This is a genomic window from Caldichromatium japonicum, assembly GCF_011290485.1.
GTDB classification, from domain to species: Bacteria; Pseudomonadota; Gammaproteobacteria; order Chromatiales; family Chromatiaceae; genus Thermochromatium; species Thermochromatium japonicum.
The window spans coordinates 1,205,085-1,220,660 of record NZ_CP048029.1; the positions used below are offsets into that span (position 1 = coordinate 1,205,085).

Annotated in this window: 14 protein-coding genes and 2 pseudogenes; 8 read left to right on the forward strand and 8 right to left on the reverse strand. The window is 61.0% G+C overall.

Annotated elements, in window-relative coordinates; all coding sequences use genetic code 11:
• On the forward strand, nt 1-627 hold the full coding sequence (locus GWK36_RS05910) for a precorrin-8X methylmutase (RefSeq protein WP_166270357.1): 627 nt from the start codon (nt 1-3) through the stop codon (nt 625-627).
• 6 nt (nt 628-633) lie between these two features.
• Entirely contained in the window at nt 634-2,241 is a 1,608-nt protein-coding gene (locus GWK36_RS05915; RefSeq protein WP_166270358.1) for a precorrin-2 C(20)-methyltransferase, read from the forward strand.
• Between the two features lie 74 nt (nt 2,242-2,315).
• On the opposite strand, the gene GWK36_RS05920 is transcribed toward GWK36_RS05915, so the two are convergent.
• From GWK36_RS05920 to GWK36_RS05955, 7 genes and pseudogenes are all read right to left on the reverse strand, one after another.
• Nucleotides 2,316-3,071: a cobalt-precorrin-6A reductase gene (locus tag GWK36_RS05920; protein WP_166270359.1), complete on the reverse strand. Its 756-nt coding sequence runs from the start codon at nt 3,069-3,071 to the stop codon at nt 2,316-2,318.
• 213 nt (nt 3,072-3,284) lie between these two features.
• Entirely contained in the window at nt 3,285-3,836 is a 552-nt protein-coding gene (locus tag GWK36_RS05925; RefSeq protein ID WP_166270360.1) for a cytochrome b, read from the reverse strand.
• A gap of 355 nt (nt 3,837-4,191) precedes the next feature.
• Nucleotides 4,192-4,701, reverse strand: coding sequence for a hypothetical protein (locus tag GWK36_RS05930; protein WP_246237727.1), 510 nt, complete (start codon nt 4,699-4,701; stop codon nt 4,192-4,194).
• A 128-nt stretch (nt 4,702-4,829) separates the two neighbouring features.
• Nucleotides 4,830-5,921, reverse strand: a complete 1,092-nt coding sequence (tcuB, locus tag GWK36_RS05940) for a tricarballylate utilization 4Fe-4S protein TcuB (protein WP_166270362.1) — start codon at nt 5,919-5,921, stop codon at nt 4,830-4,832.
• Nucleotides 5,908-7,293, reverse strand: coding sequence for an FAD-dependent tricarballylate dehydrogenase TcuA (gene tcuA, locus GWK36_RS05945; protein ID WP_166270363.1), 1,386 nt, complete (start codon nt 7,291-7,293; stop codon nt 5,908-5,910). The genes tcuB and tcuA overlap by 14 nt, the downstream gene beginning before the upstream one ends.
• Nucleotides 7,294-7,695: 402 nt before the next feature.
• Complete coding sequence (locus GWK36_RS05950; protein ID WP_210756912.1) at nt 7,696-8,223, reverse strand: RNA-guided endonuclease InsQ/TnpB family protein; 528 nt, start codon at nt 8,221-8,223, stop codon at nt 7,696-7,698.
• Between the two features lie 133 nt (nt 8,224-8,356).
• Nucleotides 8,357-9,060 (reverse strand): annotated as a pseudogene (locus GWK36_RS05955) (IS5 family transposase).
• Nucleotides 9,061-9,423: 363 nt separating this feature from the next.
• On the opposite strand from GWK36_RS05955, the gene GWK36_RS05960 reads away from it, so the two are divergent.
• The 3 genes from GWK36_RS05960 (at nt 9,424) to GWK36_RS05970 (ending at nt 10,279) form a co-directional block, all read left to right on the forward strand.
• On the forward strand, nt 9,424-9,588 hold the full coding sequence (locus tag GWK36_RS05960; RefSeq protein ID WP_166270364.1) for a hypothetical protein: 165 nt from the start codon (nt 9,424-9,426) through the stop codon (nt 9,586-9,588).
• Nucleotides 9,581-9,769, forward strand: a complete 189-nt coding sequence (locus GWK36_RS05965) for a hypothetical protein (RefSeq protein WP_166270365.1) — start codon at nt 9,581-9,583, stop codon at nt 9,767-9,769. The genes GWK36_RS05960 and GWK36_RS05965 overlap by 8 nt, the downstream gene beginning before the upstream one ends.
• Before the next feature lie 273 nt (nt 9,770-10,042).
• Entirely contained in the window at nt 10,043-10,279 is a 237-nt protein-coding gene (locus tag GWK36_RS05970) for a hypothetical protein (protein WP_166270366.1), read from the forward strand.
• Here the strand turns inward: GWK36_RS05970 and GWK36_RS05975 are convergent.
• Nucleotides 10,255-11,421: a glycosyltransferase gene (locus GWK36_RS05975; protein ID WP_166270367.1), complete on the reverse strand. Its 1,167-nt coding sequence runs from the start codon at nt 11,419-11,421 to the stop codon at nt 10,255-10,257. The two genes, GWK36_RS05970 and GWK36_RS05975, sit on opposite strands and share 25 nt — an antisense overlap.
• A gap of 235 nt (nt 11,422-11,656) precedes the next feature.
• Between GWK36_RS05975 and GWK36_RS16025 the strand changes: the two are divergent.
• The 3 genes and pseudogenes from GWK36_RS16025 (at nt 11,657) to pstA (ending at nt 15,500) form a co-directional block, all read left to right on the forward strand.
• A pseudogene (locus GWK36_RS16025) lies at nt 11,657-12,707 on the forward strand (substrate-binding domain-containing protein).
• A gap of 95 nt (nt 12,708-12,802) precedes the next feature.
• Nucleotides 12,803-14,194 (forward strand): phosphate ABC transporter permease subunit PstC, encoded by a 1,392-nt coding sequence (pstC, locus tag GWK36_RS05985; RefSeq protein ID WP_166270368.1) that lies wholly within the window; start codon nt 12,803-12,805, stop codon nt 14,192-14,194.
• The gene (pstA, locus tag GWK36_RS05990; RefSeq protein ID WP_166270369.1) at nt 14,187-15,500 is read left to right on the forward strand and encodes a phosphate ABC transporter permease PstA; all 1,314 of its coding nucleotides are present in this window, start codon (nt 14,187-14,189) and stop codon (nt 15,498-15,500) included. The genes pstC and pstA overlap by 8 nt, the downstream gene beginning before the upstream one ends.
• Nucleotides 15,501-15,576: the final 76 nt, after the last annotated feature.

Consider the following 15,576-nt stretch of genomic DNA (forward strand, 5'->3'; position numbering starts at 1 on the left):
ATGATGGATTACAACCGCAACGCCCACGATATCTATCGTCAATCCTTCGCGATCATCCGCGCCGAGACCGACCTCAGCGCCATCCCTGAGGACCTGCAAGACCTCGCCGTGCGGATGATCCATGCCTGTGGGATGACCGACATCGTCCAGGATCTCGCCTTTACCCCTGGGTCAGGGGCGGCTGGGCGCAAGACGCTGGCCGAGGGGACGCCTGTGCTCTGCGACAGCCGGATGGTCGCCGAGGGGATCACCCGCGCCCGGCTGCCGGCTGACAATCCGATCCTCTGCACCCTCAACGACCCCCAGGTGCCCGAGCTTGCAGCGCGCTTGGGGACCACGCGAGCGGCGGCAGCGCTCGAGCTCTGGCGCCCCCATCTGGACGGTGCTGTGGTGGCGATCGGCAATGCCCCGACCGCCCTCTTTCGTCTCTTGGAGCTCCTGGATGAAGGTGCGCCCAAGCCCGCCTTGATCCTGGGCTTTCCGGTGGGTTTCGTGGGTGCGGTCGAGTCCAAGGAGGCTCTGATCGCCGACAGCCGCGGCGTGCCCTTTGTCGCCCTGCGCGGTCGGCGCGGCGGCAGCGCCATGGCTGCAGCCGCGGTCAATGCCCTCGGGCGCGATCATCCCTAGATCGACATGGCGACCGGACGTCTCTACGGCCTGGGGGTCGGCCCAGGCGACCCCGAATTGATCACGCTCAAGGCACTGCGCTATCTCCAGAGCGCCCAGGTGGTGGCCTATTATGCCGCACCGCAGCGCCCCGGCCATGCGCTGACCACCGTCTTACCTTATCTCAAGCCGGAGCAGATCCGCCTGCCCTTGATCTATCCGGTCACCGGGCCTAAGCCTCAGCCGCCTTATGACTATGAGGGCGAGATGCGCGCCTTTTATGACCGGTCGGCGGCGCGTTTGGCCGAATATCTGGATGCAGGGCAGGATGTCGCTGTGCTCTGTGAGGGCGATCCATTTTTTTATGGGTCGTTCATGTATCTCCACGACCGACTAGCCGGGCGTTATCCGACGGTGGTGGTGCCCGGGGTCTGCTCGATCCTCGCTGCTGCTGCTGCTGCCGGTACCCCCCTGGTTTATCGCGATCAGCAGTTTCAGGTCTTCGCCGCCACCCTGCCGGAAGAGACATTGATCGCCCGCCTCCAAGGGGTCGAGGCAGCGGCGATCATGAAGCTCGGCAGCCATTTCGCCAAGGTCAAACGGGTCTTGGAGCGGCTTGGGCTCGACGGGCGGGCGCGTTATATTGAGCGCGCGAGCATGTCGGATGAGCAGGTCTGTCGGCTTGATGAGGTCAGGCCGGAGGCGGTGCCCTATTTCTCGCTGATCCTGATCCCGGGTAAGCCTTGGCAAGGTGTATGCCTCGGAGATGAAACAATGGATGGATGTAGGGTCGACAACTCAGTTGCCTGCCAAACCGCCGAGTACGCAATGCATACTCCAGCGGATGTTGCCTCCCAGAGGCCGGCGCTCCAGACTGGGCGCCTGGCGGTGTTGGGTCTGGGCCCGGGTGCTCCCGAGCTCATGGCCCCGGCGGTGCGCGAGGAGATCGAGCAGGCGCAAGACATCATCGGCTATGGGCCCTATCTCGAGCTCGCCGGTCCCTTCCGCTCCGATCAACGCGTGCTCGGCTCGGATAACCGCGAGGAGCTGGCCCGCGCCCGTCTGGCCCTGAAGCTTGCCGCGCAAGGGCGACAGGTGGCGGTGGTCTCCTCCGGCGATGCCGGGGTCTTCGGGATGGCGGCGGCAGTGTTCGAGGTCTTGGATGAGGCGCCAGATCCTGTCTGGCACCAGGTGGAGCTGAGGGTGCTTCCTGGGATCTCGGCCGCCCAGGCGGTGGCCGCGCGCGCCGGTGCGCCGCTCGGCCATGACTTCTGCGTCCTGTCGCTGTCGGACAACCTCAAGCCCTGGCCGGTCATCGCCCGCCGGCTCGAATATGCTGCCCTTGCCGATCTGACGATCGCGCTCTATAACCCCAGGTCCAAGGCGAGGCCCCATCAGTTCGCCGAGGCGCTCAAGATCCTGTGCGCCCATCGCCACCCCTACACACCGGTCGTCATCGGGCGCGATGTGGGCCGCCGCCATGAGTCGCTCTTGGTGACCGCACTCGCCGCGCTCGATCCCGAGGCGGTCGATATGCGCACCCTGGTGATCATCGGCTCATCGCATACCCGCCTCATCTCCCGCCCAGACGCCACTCCATGGGTCTATACGCCGAGGTGGTATGGGGGTTCGTAGGGTATGCATTGCATACCCTACGGCTGGTAATACCTTGTGCTGGCCCGTTGTCCGTGGGGTGCGTGATGCGCACCCTACATCTTTGAAACCCTGCTCAACCAGTCCAAGACCGCCTCGACCGTTGCGACTGATTGGACCTCAGGCGAGCGCGGGGGGCGTTTACGCATCACCACGGGGATAGCGCGCTCGCGGGCGGCGATGAGCTTGGCTGCGGTCGCCTCGCTGCCGCTGTTTTTGCAGACGATGGCCTCGATCCGGTAGCGATCGAGCATGGCCCGCTCAGCAGCAAGGTCGAACGGCCCGCGTGCATAGAGCCACTCGGCCCGGCAGAAGGGGGGCAAGGGATCGGGCGGGCTCACCAACCGGATCAAGAACCACCGATCATCGAGACCAGCAAAATGTTGGAGCTCTTGGCGCCCGATCGCCAAAAAGATCCGCTTGGCGTTGAGCCTCTGCAAGCGCTCGACTGCCTCTGACCAACTTGCGACCTCTTCCCAACGGTCGCCGGATGCGGGCGTCCAAGGCGGGCGCTCGAGGCGTAGCAAGGGCACGTCGCAGAGCGTGCAGGCCTCCCAGGCATGCCAGCCCATCTGGGCGGCGAAGGGGTGGGTGGCATCGATCACACAGCGGATCGCCTGGATGCGCAGAAACTCAGCCAGCCCTTCGACCCCGCCGAAACCGCCGATGCGCACCTCCCCTGCAGGCAGGCGAGGGCTTTCGGTACGCCCGGCAAGGGAGCTGATGACCCGCAGTTGCCCCGCAGCGACCAGGCGGTCGGCAAGCTCATAGGCCTCAGTGGTCCCGCCGAGGATCAGGATGGGATAAGACATGGCCCACTCGGTAGGGCGCGAACTGCGCAACTCAAATTCACAGGCTGTAAGACACAGATAGAAGCCGGTCTAGGCCTGGCACCCCCTGGGTGCCCGGGCTGCTGAATGGACCCCTGATCGTCATCGCGGCGCAAGCTCAAACGGAATCAGGTCATCGTCAACTGGACACCGGCTTTCGCCGGTGTGCCGAATCGATCAAAGGTTCCCTGGGGGCTATGGCAGACTGATACGGGTCATGATCCCGTCTTTGAGAAGCCAATGCTTGATCCCTGCAGCCATGTGCACCAGGACCGCAAGCCCCAAGATCAGGGCGCCGAGCCCATGCAGATCGAATAGCTCCTCGCCCAGTTCCTCGTTTTCAGCAAGTAGCCCAGGCAGGGTCAGGCCGAAGAACTGGACGGGATAACCCTCTGCCGAGGTCGCCAGCCCCCCGATGATGGGGACCGCAAGCGAGAGCAGATAGAGGCCGAGGATCAGGGCACCGCTCACCAGGCGCTCAGGCAGTCTCAGAGGCGGGTCGTAGGGCGGTGCGGGATGGCGCCAGCGCAGCCACAGGCGCAGAAAGGTCAAGAGCAAGATCAGGATGCCAAAGCTCTTGTGATACATGTAGAGGTCGCCGGCGATCTGCTCGCCGACTAGCTTGACCAATCCCTCATAGCCGAGGGCCCAGAAGGTCAATCCACCGGCGAGCAGCCCGAAGATCAGGATCGCCAGCAGCCAGTGGAGCAGGCGTTGGGCGAATGTATAACGGTTGACGGCAGTCATGGTCTCTCTCCTCGCGTTGGCTGGGGCTCAAGGCGAGTCATAGGGTGGGAACGGCTAGACGGGCCCACCATGCCCAGGCAGCAGGCCCATTTTAGCCAGTTAAAAGCCGGGGCTCCAGCAGACCGCCCCGGGCGCAGTGTGCACCTGGTAACACCGAATCACTGCTCTCAAGAAAGTGCGCAAACAGGCGCACTGTGCTCTTCCTGCCCCGAATGCGGAGCGCATTCGTCTCTGACAGGCGTGACTTTCCCGACTACAGCAGAGACCCTCTCTGTCACAGCGCCGCCGTTACCGGACGGACTCGCCATTGGAAAGCCTGGCCGCCGCCTCAACGCCCAGGTCAACACCAGTCGTTTCATGCGCCTGAGATAGAACGCAGCATCGACCACTTCAACCTGAACGGCGACGAACCAGCGTCCGCAGTACGCGAAACGGTCGCACCAAGAATCTTGCCATCGAAGCACAACGCCTCGATCATGGCGACCTCACCGCTCTTGGGCAGGCAAATGGTCTTGTCCGAGACGCGGAACTTGTCGTTAGCAACATAGAAGCTATCGTGGCACCGGCCTTTCTTCTTGAACTGAAGCGCGTGAGCCTTCTTTCCGGCCTTGATATCGGCAAAGAATCGATCCCAGGCCTTGGCAAGATCGGCAAACGGTTGGGCATGGGCATCAATCCGCGTTGGCTCTGATACCTTACTGCGCAAGCCAATCAACTCGCGGATTTGTGCCTTGCGACTGTTCGCGCCACCAGGATCAAACCCCCTTCGCGCTCCCAGCGTTGCAAGGTCTTGACCAAGACGCCAAGCCGCTTCGCCGCCTTGCCTGTGCCCATCATCGCGCTTTCTATGTGGAAAATTATCCACTATCACGCACAGCTTGTAATACTAGGGTTGGCTTCTGCCCGCCATCCCAACGCTCGCCATTCCGGCGCAAACCGGGGCAGAATCTAGAAACATCTGTGGGCTGGGCAGATCTTGTGGCAGCGAACGGATCAGTCTCCACGGGTCTCGTGCTCGGTCAGCGATTCCTGCAACAAGGCCAGAGCCCGATACCCGGCATGGAGAAATTTGCTATAGGGCAGGAGGGCAAACAGCGCCCAAACCGAGCTGAGATGGATCGCCAATAGCCCCGGCATCCAGGCGCTTGCCCGCCCGAGGAGGAGCGCCAAGCCGCTGGCTGCGACGATCAGAAGCAGGGCAGCGAAGGCGAGGTCCAGGTGCGATGCGCGGGGCGCCCTGGGTTCGGGGTCACCGGTCAGCCCCAGCCAGCTGAAACCTAAGGTCGCCGCACAGACCAATACCCCGCCCGCGGTTCCGAAGAACACCGGCAGGCTCAAGACCGGATAGGGTGCGCTCAGGCCTAAGGCATGGTGATACAAGGCGGCGGTCAGGGTGGCAGCCAGACAGAACGCAAGCCCGGCGAACAGGGCCTGATGCAACCTGCGCCTGGCCTGAGAAAACCCGGCATCCCGATCGTTGCAACCGACCCCGCCGCCGCTGAGATGACTGAGGCTTAGGATGGCAGGTAGGGTCCGCCACCAGGCACGCATCAGACCCCGGGCCTGTGGCGGACGGATCGAGCGCCAATGGCGTCCCCATTGGATCGCCAGGGCCAACCCAGACCAAGCCAATGGGAGGGCGCCGATCAAGGACATCAGGCCCCAGGGCAGCACGCGATAAAAGCCTGTCTGCATCGGTGCGCCCAGGTCAAAGGCGGTGCCGACGAGGATGGCCAGCAGGACCAACAGCCAGCCGCTGGTCAAGGCCAACAAGAGCGCAGCGAACGGATAGTCCAAAAGCCAGCGGCCGGCGGGCGGCCAGACCCGGTCGAGATAGACCTGATGGCGTAGCTCGGCCAGGGCGCGCGGGAGATTGACCGCAAAGACATGCGGCGGGGCATATTGACAGGCGTAGAAGCAATTGCGGCACCCGTGACACAGATGGGCGAGATGAGCGAGCGTCGCAGCGGTCGGCGGGTGATGCACGTTGACCTCGAAGACCGGGCAGAAACCGTTGCAATAGTTACAGATGGCGCAGATGCGAAGCATCCGCTGCGCCTCGCTAAAGGGCTTAGCAACGGACATAGCGCGCCGCCTCAGACCCGGCGATTCGCCCGAAGACCAGACCGATGGTCAAGGCCAGGCCCGAGAGATAGCCCTGGGGGATGAGATTCGGGGCCATGATCATCCCCGCAGCGAAAAGATTCTCGACGACCCCGCCGTTTGCCAGGCGCACCCGGGTATCTGGGCCCACGGCCAGGCCCTGAGCGGTGAAGGTGATCCCTGGGCGCAGCGGATAGGCATGAAACGGCGGCTCAACCAAGGGGTAGGCGCGGCGGGTCTTGGGGGGCAAAAGCCCCAGCGCCTGCCAGTCATCCCCCGGGGCGCGTGGCGGACGGATGGCAGCATGATAGGCATCGAGGGTCAGCCTCAGCGCCTCGGGATCGATGCCGAGTTGTATCGCCAGTTCGCCTAGGGTCGCGGCGCTGATGGGGGGATAGAGCGCCGGCGGGGCGGCGCGCAGCCCCCGCGCATCCAGGAGCAGATAACCGATCTGCCTCGGCCAATCGGCTAGCCGCCTTCCCCAGAGGGCATAGCGGGTCGAGGCGGTATCGCCTCCTTCGTCTTCACGCCGCCGGCCCTCTTGATCGACTACGATCCCCTCAGGGATGCCGCGGATGCGGGTGACGATCCCCCCGTCGTCTGCAGGCGAGCGGCCATCGACCGCGACCAGATAGGCCCCGCGGGGATCGCCGACCGCCTGTGCCCCCTGCTCCAAGAGCGCCGCCAAGAACTCACCGGTGACCCATGGGCTGCCGCGATTGATGAACCCATCGGCTGCCTCCCCCCAATGTCGAGCCAACCAAGCGCGATTGGCCTGAGCCCCGCCGCAACAGGCGATGACCGCGCGCGGTCGCAGCTGCTTGTACTCAGCCTTGCGGCAGCAGACCTCGAGCAGGCGCCCGCCGGTGAGCAGGGGGTCGGTGACCTCGGTCTCATAACGGATCTCGATCCCCAGATGCTTGGCATGGGCATAGAGCCGCTGGACCAGGGTCTTTCCGCCACCCAACAAAAAGACTGTGCGTTGCGACTCGGGCAGGCGATGCCCAGCGATCGGCTGCAAAGGGACGCCTGCGCCTTGCAGCCAATCGGCGATGGCCAACGAGCCCTCGACCAAGCGCTGCCCCAGAAGCGGATCGGCAGTGTTTTGGGTGGCGCGCTGAAGCTCGGACCAAAAGGTCGCGGGCGGATAGGCGCCGGGCGAAAAGGGGGTAGGGGCGAGATGCGCCAAACGCAGGTTGCGGGCATGGCGGGTATTGCCGCCGCGCAGATGGCAGGGGGCGCGCTCTGCAAGCAGCACCGAGCAGCCGATGCGCCTGGCCTCGATCGCCGCAGCCAGCGCCGCCGCCCCGCCGCCGATGACCAAAACATCGATGTCGGTGCATTGTCTGCGCATTGGGATCAGGGGTCCATGTCATTCCAGCGCCATCCGTAATCCAGTCAATTCAATCGACCGGACACCAGCGCGTCCGAATAGGTTCAGCAGTGTGACGGCAGCATCCCCTTTCAAGATATACCAGCGGCAAAGGGCTTAATCTCAGATGTTTATTGAAAGTTCCCAGCATGCCATCATCCCTTGCCTGTCGCAGCATAGCGATCATGCAGGCATTGATTCGGGTGACTGTCTGGATTGCTAATGGGTCGTTTGTAATCTTGGCGGTCTATTTGGATGGGTTTGGAGATATTGACCAATCCTTTCAAGACAGGGCTTCATCAAACCTTTGCCCAATACTGGAATCTGCTGGTTGATCTGATAGCCGCAGAGACGATTGCGCATCTCGCGCGTTATATCCTGCTCTCAAGACAGTGCGCAAACAGGCGCACTGTGCTCTTCCTGCCCCGAATGCGGAGCGCATTTGTCTCTGACAGGCGTGACTTTCCCGACTACGGCAGAGACCCTCTCTGCTGTAGCTCCGCCGTTACCGGACGGACTCGCCACGGGTAGGGCAGTTGCGGTTGCCAGCCGTTTGAGATTGAGCGCGGCATTGATGTCCCGATCATGGCGCGTGCCGCATTGAGGACACGTCCATTCCCGATCCTTCAACGCCAACATCTCATTCTCCCAACCACAGACCGAACACAGGCGGCTGCTCGGATCCCAGCGATCAGCTAAAACCAACCAGACGCCGTAGCATTTCCCCTTGTATTCCATCTGCAAGCAGAACATGCCAAAGCCCAGGTCGCTGATGGCGCGGGCAAGCCGTTCGTTCGCCAGCATGCCCTTGACGTTCAAATCCTCAATCACCACCCCTTGGTTTTCGCGGCAGAGCCGGGTCGTGAGCTTATGTGTGAAGTCCGCTCGGACATTGGCAATGCGTGCGTGCAGCCTTGCCTGTGCTCATTATCGTGCTTTCTATGTGGAAAATTATCCACTATCACGCACAGTTTGTAATGCTAGGATTGGCTCCGCGATATTTTTCAGTCATCGTTGATTTAGGGTGTATTCTCAATCAAGTCAATCAGGCGATGGTGCAAGCCAGATAAACGAACGACAGGGAAGACGAGGCGAGCTTGTCGTAGCGCGTGGCGATGCGTCTGAATTGCTGGATGCGACAGAAGAAGCGCTTGATCAGATTGCGGTTTTTGTAGAGATGCCGGTTGAACGAGCGCGGATTGAGTCGGTTGGAGCGTGGGGGGATGACCGCCTGGCTGCCCTGTGCGGTCACCGTTTCGACAAGGGCATCCGAGTCGTAACCCTTGTCGGCAATGACGCACTCGGTCGGTTGGTCCTGGATCAACGCCGCGGCCTGCTCGATGTCGGCGACCTGCCCTGCCGAGAGAATGACGCGCAGCGGATTGCCCAAGGCATCCACCGCAACGTGCAGTTTGGTCGTCAACCCGCCCCGCAAGCGACCGATTTCCTGTTGGCCCGCTTTTTTGGGGCGCCAGCAGAATGTGAGTGGGCGCGCACGATGGTCGAGTCGATGAACAGATGCTCCATGTCGGCATCGCCTTGCAGTGCGGCGGCCACGCGCTCCCAAACACCTTTCTCGCGCCAGCGCGAGAAACGCACATATGTCCGGTGCCAGTGGCCCAGCTCGGCTGGCAAATCGCGCCACAGACAGCCGGTGCGCATGATCCAGAGCACGGCTTCGACAACGCGCCGGTTGTCCCTCGCTGTGCAACCCGGATCGCTCTTCTTCCCCGGTAACAGCTGCTCAATGCGTGCCCACCGCTCATCTCATAACATCTTCCGCTCCATCCTGACTCCTGCGCAAAAGTCAGGATATGACCAGACTTCACCCACTGTGAACAGCCCCTCGCCATGTCAGTGACTGTGAACGATTTATGCAACCTCGCTTGCATATGACATAGCACTATGCGCACGATGAATAGGACATAGCAGAAATATTCCCGAGCAGCAAGGGCGAAATCGCGTGCGGCCAGCCATAGGCCGTGCAATGAGCTACGTTCGATCTCTTCCCAAGAGAGCTTGGTTGCCAGATGTTCCACTTAATTGATAAGAAACACATGCTTTTGAAATTGAGTGAGCTGTCCTGATGTCGTGGGCATGGAAAGACGAGACATGAGATTGCTGTCGTTTGCGGCGCGCGAAGAGCGGCGGCGTGGCTGGACGTATGAAGCGATAGGCGCGCAGAGGGGATTGTTGGGCGCAGGGGTGTTCGACATCTGCAAACGCTATGGGCGCGAAGGGGCCCAAGGGAAAGGGGGGTGGGTGCAAGGTGGGTGAGAAGCGGGCGCTGTTGGCGGAGCAGGACGCCCAGATACGCAAGCTCATGTGCGCGCAGGCGCCCTCCCGCGCCAAGGGCGATCTGAAGAAGGCGACCGTCAGCCACCTGCGCCGCCTTCTCAATTCCCCCCAACGCATCATGCGCTACTTCCAGCATCCCAAGCTCCATGATGCCGCGTAATATAAGTTCATTGGTTTCGGATCAATTAATGGGTACGGACAGGCATATCGCACCCCCTGGCCGTTTCCCTATGCCGGATTGGGTAGGGCAATCAATAGTCGCCTGCCGGGGTTTGGGCATTGCCAGGAGGCGGTAGGCACAGGGCCACATGTCCACAGAGCGTTGCCACCACATGCCCGATATAAAGATTGTATGAACCCGTTCTGGCCCAAATGGCCGGTGAACGCCTACAATGTCCATAGGGTAGATACTTGTGCAGGGGAGGAGAAAAAGATGATCACGGGTATTGTCGGTCAAGCAGGTTGGATGGGGATGCAGCGCGGCATGGAAGGGGTGCGTCAGAACGCCAGCGAGATCGCCAGCATCAAGCAGATCGAGGGGTCATCAGTACGCGATATCAGCGCGCCCTTGATCGATCAGAGTCTCAATGTGCGTCAGGTCGAGGCATCGGCCAAGGTCTTACAGTCCTCGGTCGATCGCCTGGATCATTTGATCGATTTGCGGGCCTGAATCGTCCTCTCATAAAAGGCCAATAGCCGGTCGGCCAGCACGGGGGCCGACCACTCATGGGCATGGGCCACCGCTTCGCACGAGAGACGTGCCCGCAACTCAGGGTCGGTGAGCAGGCGCACCGCCTTGGCAGCGAAGTCGACCTCATCATCCTCGGCGATGAGTGCACCTCTGCCGTCGCCGAGGACCTCCTTGGTCCCCATGATCGCCGTCGAGACCACGGGCACCCCGAGCGCCATGGCCTCGAGCAATACCAATCCCTGGGTCTCGGTGCGCGAGGCAAAGAGAAAGGCTGCCCCCGCGCGGTAGCAATTCTCTAGGCTCCCATCGCGATTGAGGTAGCCCAGAAACAGGGTGTTATCGCCAAGTCCGAGCTGGATGCTGAGCTGTTCAAGCTCGCGCCGCGCCGGGCCCTCGCCAGCGATCACGAGCAAGACATCCGGAACCTCGCGCTTGATCCGTACCAAGGCGCGCAGGATGAAGTCGATGTTTTTCTCGAAGGCCAGGCGACTGACCAAGACCAGCACCGGACGCTCGGGCGGGATCCCATGCAGCGCCCGAAAACGCTGGCCATCCCCCTGACTGAACTGTTGCAGATCGATGCCGGTAGGGATGACTTCAGCCGGCGTGCGGATACCATAGGCCCGCAATATATCGAGCATCGCCTGGGAAGGCACGACAAGGGCATCGACCTTATTGCACTGAGCTGCCGAAAAATGGCGCGCCGCGTTGCGCATCCAGTGTGCCGGCAGCCAGGGGAGATAATGATGGAGATATTGCTCGAAAAAGGTGTGATAGCTCTCGATCACGGGCAGCCCGAGCCGACGAGCCATGGCCAGCCCAGTGTAATGGGCGACGAAGGGTGTCTGAATATGGACGAGATCGAAGGCATATCCCCGCAGACGCTCGGTGAGCTGGCGAATCCGCAAAGGCTTGAGTATACGGTCCTCGGGGTCGATGGGCAGATACCGCGAGGGGATACGGATGATCTCGAAGTCTTCGGGGGCCGCGGTGCCATACTCGGGCGCGATCAGGGTGACCTGGTGACCTTTGGTGCCAAACTCGCGCGCAAAGGTCTGGATCGAGGTTGAAACCCCGGTCACCCGCGGAAAATAGACGTCCGAGATCATCAGAATACGCATGGCTCATTCATCCAGGGCTGAAAAATCTTTTAATGATACCGGATTAAGACCGATTCTGTATCCTGCGTGGATGAATGATTCCAGGCGCTGCGACAAGCCAGGTGTAAGAGGCGAGCAGTCAAGGCGAAGGGGGGCTTGTCACTGAACCGTCATCTTTTGCGCATAAGATGGCAACTGCTTTTGCAGAGAATAACGGCACTCCCTTAGTTATCCATTGCATGGAGATCAAGGTCCCATGAAGAATTCCCTGATTGCAGCTGCTGTGACCCTTGCCGCGAGCTCGGCGTTCTCTGTCCCGGCCCTGGCCCGTGACAACCTCTATATCGTCGGTTCTTCAACCGTGTTCCCCTTCTCGACCGCAGTGGCCGAGGCCCTCGGGCGCAGCAAAAAGGGCATCAAGACCCCTAAGGTTGAGTCCACTGGGACCGGCGGCGGCATGAAGCTCTTTTGCGCTGGTGTCGGCGTCGATCATCCCGACATCACCAACGCCTCCCGCCAAATGAAGGCGAGCGAGTATGAGACCTGCCAGTCCAATGGGGTCAAGGAGATCACCGAGGTCAGGATCGGCTTCGATGGCATCGTGATTGCGAATTCCAAGAACTCCGGGCGCTGGGAACTGAGCCTCAAGGATATCTATCTTGCGCTGGCCAAGGACGTTCCAGATGGCAAGGGCGGCTTTCAGCCCAACCCCTATAAAAAATGGAATGAGGTCAATCCCGATCTGCCCGAACTCAAGATTGAGGTCCTGGGTCCCCCCCCCAACCTCGGGCACGCGCGATGCCTTTGTTGAGCTCGCAATGGAGGGCGGCTGTAACACCTTCAAAGAAATCAAGGATCTGAAAAAGACCGACGAGAAGAAGCATAAGGCGGTCTGCCAAGGGATCCGCGAGGATGGGGCCTATATCGAGGCGGGTGAGAACGACAACCTGATCGTGCAAAAGCTGGTCGCCAACCCCAGTGCCCTGGGGATCTTCGGCTATAGCTTCCTGGATCAGAATACCGACAAGCTCCAGGGCTCGAAGATCAAGGGAGTTGAGCCGACCTATGAGACCATCTCGACAGCTAAATATCCGATCGCGCGCTCGGTGTATTTTTATGTCAAGAACGCGCACCTCGATACCTTCCCGGCGATCAAGGATTATGTCACTGAGTTCACCAGCGACAAGGCCTGGGGACCCAATGGCTATCTGGCTGACAAGGGCCTGATCGCCTTGCCGGATGAAGATCGTAAGGCAGAGGCACAAAAGGCTCGCGCCTTCACCCCGATGGCGAAACCTGCTCACTAACCCAGTCTGCTCCAGCAGTATGGATTAGGGTCCTCTTCAGGACGCCGATGCCCAGCCGGGCATCGGCTTTCGTTCCCGGAGACAATGAGGTCTCGATGTCTAACTGGCTACTCCTGCTCATTGTGCTCGTCATCATGGCCTTGGCCTATCAGCTCGGTCGCCGGCGTGCTATCGCGCGCGTAGGTGGGCCACACCAGGTCAAGCATCTCCACTCATTGCCTGGCTATCATGGTTTCTATGCTGCACTCTGGGCCGGTATTCCGGCCTTATTTATGATGGGCCTGTGGATCGGTTTTCAGGATCAGGTCATCATCACCCTGCTGACCCATGCCCTTCCTCCTCAGCAGGTTGAAGGTCTCTCGGCGGGTCAGTTGAATCTATTGATTAGCGATATCCGCAGCCTGGCGACAGGCAATATCGTCTCAGCCCAGGTTACAGCCGAGCTCCAGGCCGCGGCAGATTATTACAATCATTTACATGAGATATCCCGCATCGCGATGTGGGTCGTCGTCCTGGCCCTAGCAGTGGGGGCCATGCTTGCGGTGTGGTTGCAGATCCACCCCCATCTGCGGGCACGCAATCGGGTCGAATCGATCATTCTCACGATCATGATCGTATGTTCCTCGATTGCGATCCTGACCACCCTGGGGATTGTGCTCTCGGTGGTCTTCGAGTCGATCCGTTTTTTTAATCTGATCTCACCGCTTGAATTTTTCTTCGGCACCAACTGGAGCCCGCAGATCGCCTTGCGCGCCGACCAGGTCGGTGCCTCGGGCTCCTTCGGCGTTATCCCGCTGTTCGTCGGTACCTTGGTGATCTCGGCCATTGCCATGCTGGTCTCCGTGCCGATCGGTCTATTGTCGGCCATCTATCTCTCTGAATATGCGAGCAGGCAGGTACGGGCGACCGCGAAGCCTGTCCTCGAGGTCCTGGCCGGTATTCCGACCGTGGTCTATGGCTTTTTTGCAGCCCTGACCGTTGCGCCCATGATCCGTGGTTTAGGCACCTCAATGGGGCTTGACGTCGCTTCGGAAAGCGCGCTTGCGGCGGGACTCGTCATGGGCATCATGATCATCCCCTTCGTATCGTCGCTCTCGGACGATGTGATCAATGCCGTGCCCCAGGCGATGCGCGATGGCTCCTATGCCCTTGGTGCCACCCGATCCGAGACCATCCGGCGCGTGATCATCCCCGCGGCCTTGCCGGGGATCGTGGGCAGCATCTTGTTGGCGGTCTCACGCGCCATCGGTGAGACCATGATCGTGGTCATGGCCGCGGGTCTGTCGGCGAATCTAAGCATCAACCCGCTCGACAGCCTGACTACGGTCACGGTCCAGATCGTGACCCTGTTGACGGGCGACCAGGAGTTCGACAGCCCTAAAACCCTAGCCGCCTTCGCTCTGGGGCTCACCCTGTTTGTGGTGACGCTTGCGCTCAATGTGGTCGCCTTGTCGATCGTCCGCAAATATCGGGAACAGTATGAATAAGCCAGCGCTGGAAACGACGCCGCTCATGCGGCGCAACACCGTTGACATCGTACGCGCCTCGTTGAAGCGCCGCTATGCTCGCGAACGGCGCTTTCGCCTGCTCGGCGCCACCGCGGTCATCCTTGGCCTGATCTTTGTCGCCTTGCTGTTCGCCGACATCATCCTCAAGGGCTATACGGCTTTTCAGCAGACCTATGTCCGGCTGCCGGTCACCCTGGATGCTGAGGCGATCGATCCCGAGGGCACGCGTTCGCAGGAGGTGATCGCAGATGCCGATTACATGGAATTGATCCGCAATGCCCTGTACCAGCTCTTTCCTGAGGTGACCGACCGGCGTGAGCGGCGCCTGCTGACCTCCATGATCAGCGTCGGGGCGCCTCAATTGGTGCGCAAGCATGTCCTCGCCCATCCCGAACAGATCGGAACTACCCAGGAGCTCTGGATCTTGGCGGGGGCTGATATCGATATGTTGATCAAGGGGCATATCGATCGCCGGCTCCCCGAATCCGAGCGGCGGGTCAAGGACCAGATGCTCAGCTGGATCAGCCGTCTAGAGGCCGAGGGGCGCGTCGCCAAACGCTTCAATACCCTCTTTTTTACCAATAGCACCTCCCGCGAACCAGAGCTCGCGGGGATTGCCGGCGCCTTGATGGGGTCGTTTTATACCCTGCTCTTGACCCTGATCCTATCATTCCCGATTGGGGTCGGGGCTGCGGTCTATCTGGAGGAATTTGCCTCGCGCAACCGCTGGAACGATCTGATCGAGGTCAATATCAACAACCTGGCTGCCGTGCCCTCGATCGTCTTTGGTCTCTTGGGCCTGGCGGTCTTTATCGGCTTCTTCGGGGTGCCGCGTTCAACACCCCTGGTGGGGGCGCTGGTGTTGACCCTCATGACCCTGCCGACCATCATCATTGCCAGCCGGGCAGCGCTCAAATCCGTACCACCCTCTATCCGCGAGGCGGCACTCGGGGTGGGGGCCTCGCCCCTCCAAACCCAGTTTCATCATGTCCTGCCGCTGGCCATGCCGGGGATGCTGACCGGCACCATCATCGGGATGGCCCAGGCCTTGGGTGAGACGGCACCCCTGCTTATGATCGGCATGATCGCCTTCATCGTCGATATCCCGCATGGTTTCACGGATATGGCCACCGTGCTGCCGGTCCAAATCTACCTGTGGGCCGATAGCCCAGAGCGCGGCTTTGTCGAGCGCACCTCAGCGGCGATCATGGTCTTGCTGGCCTTTTTGTTTGCGATGAATCTGGCCGCCGTCTTGTTACGCCGTCGTTTTGAGCGGCGCTGGTAGGTATGGCTCTGCGGTGAGAGCGCGCTTTGTCAATGACATCTCCTTTCGGTGCTGGTGTGCTGAGCATCCCGCGGCC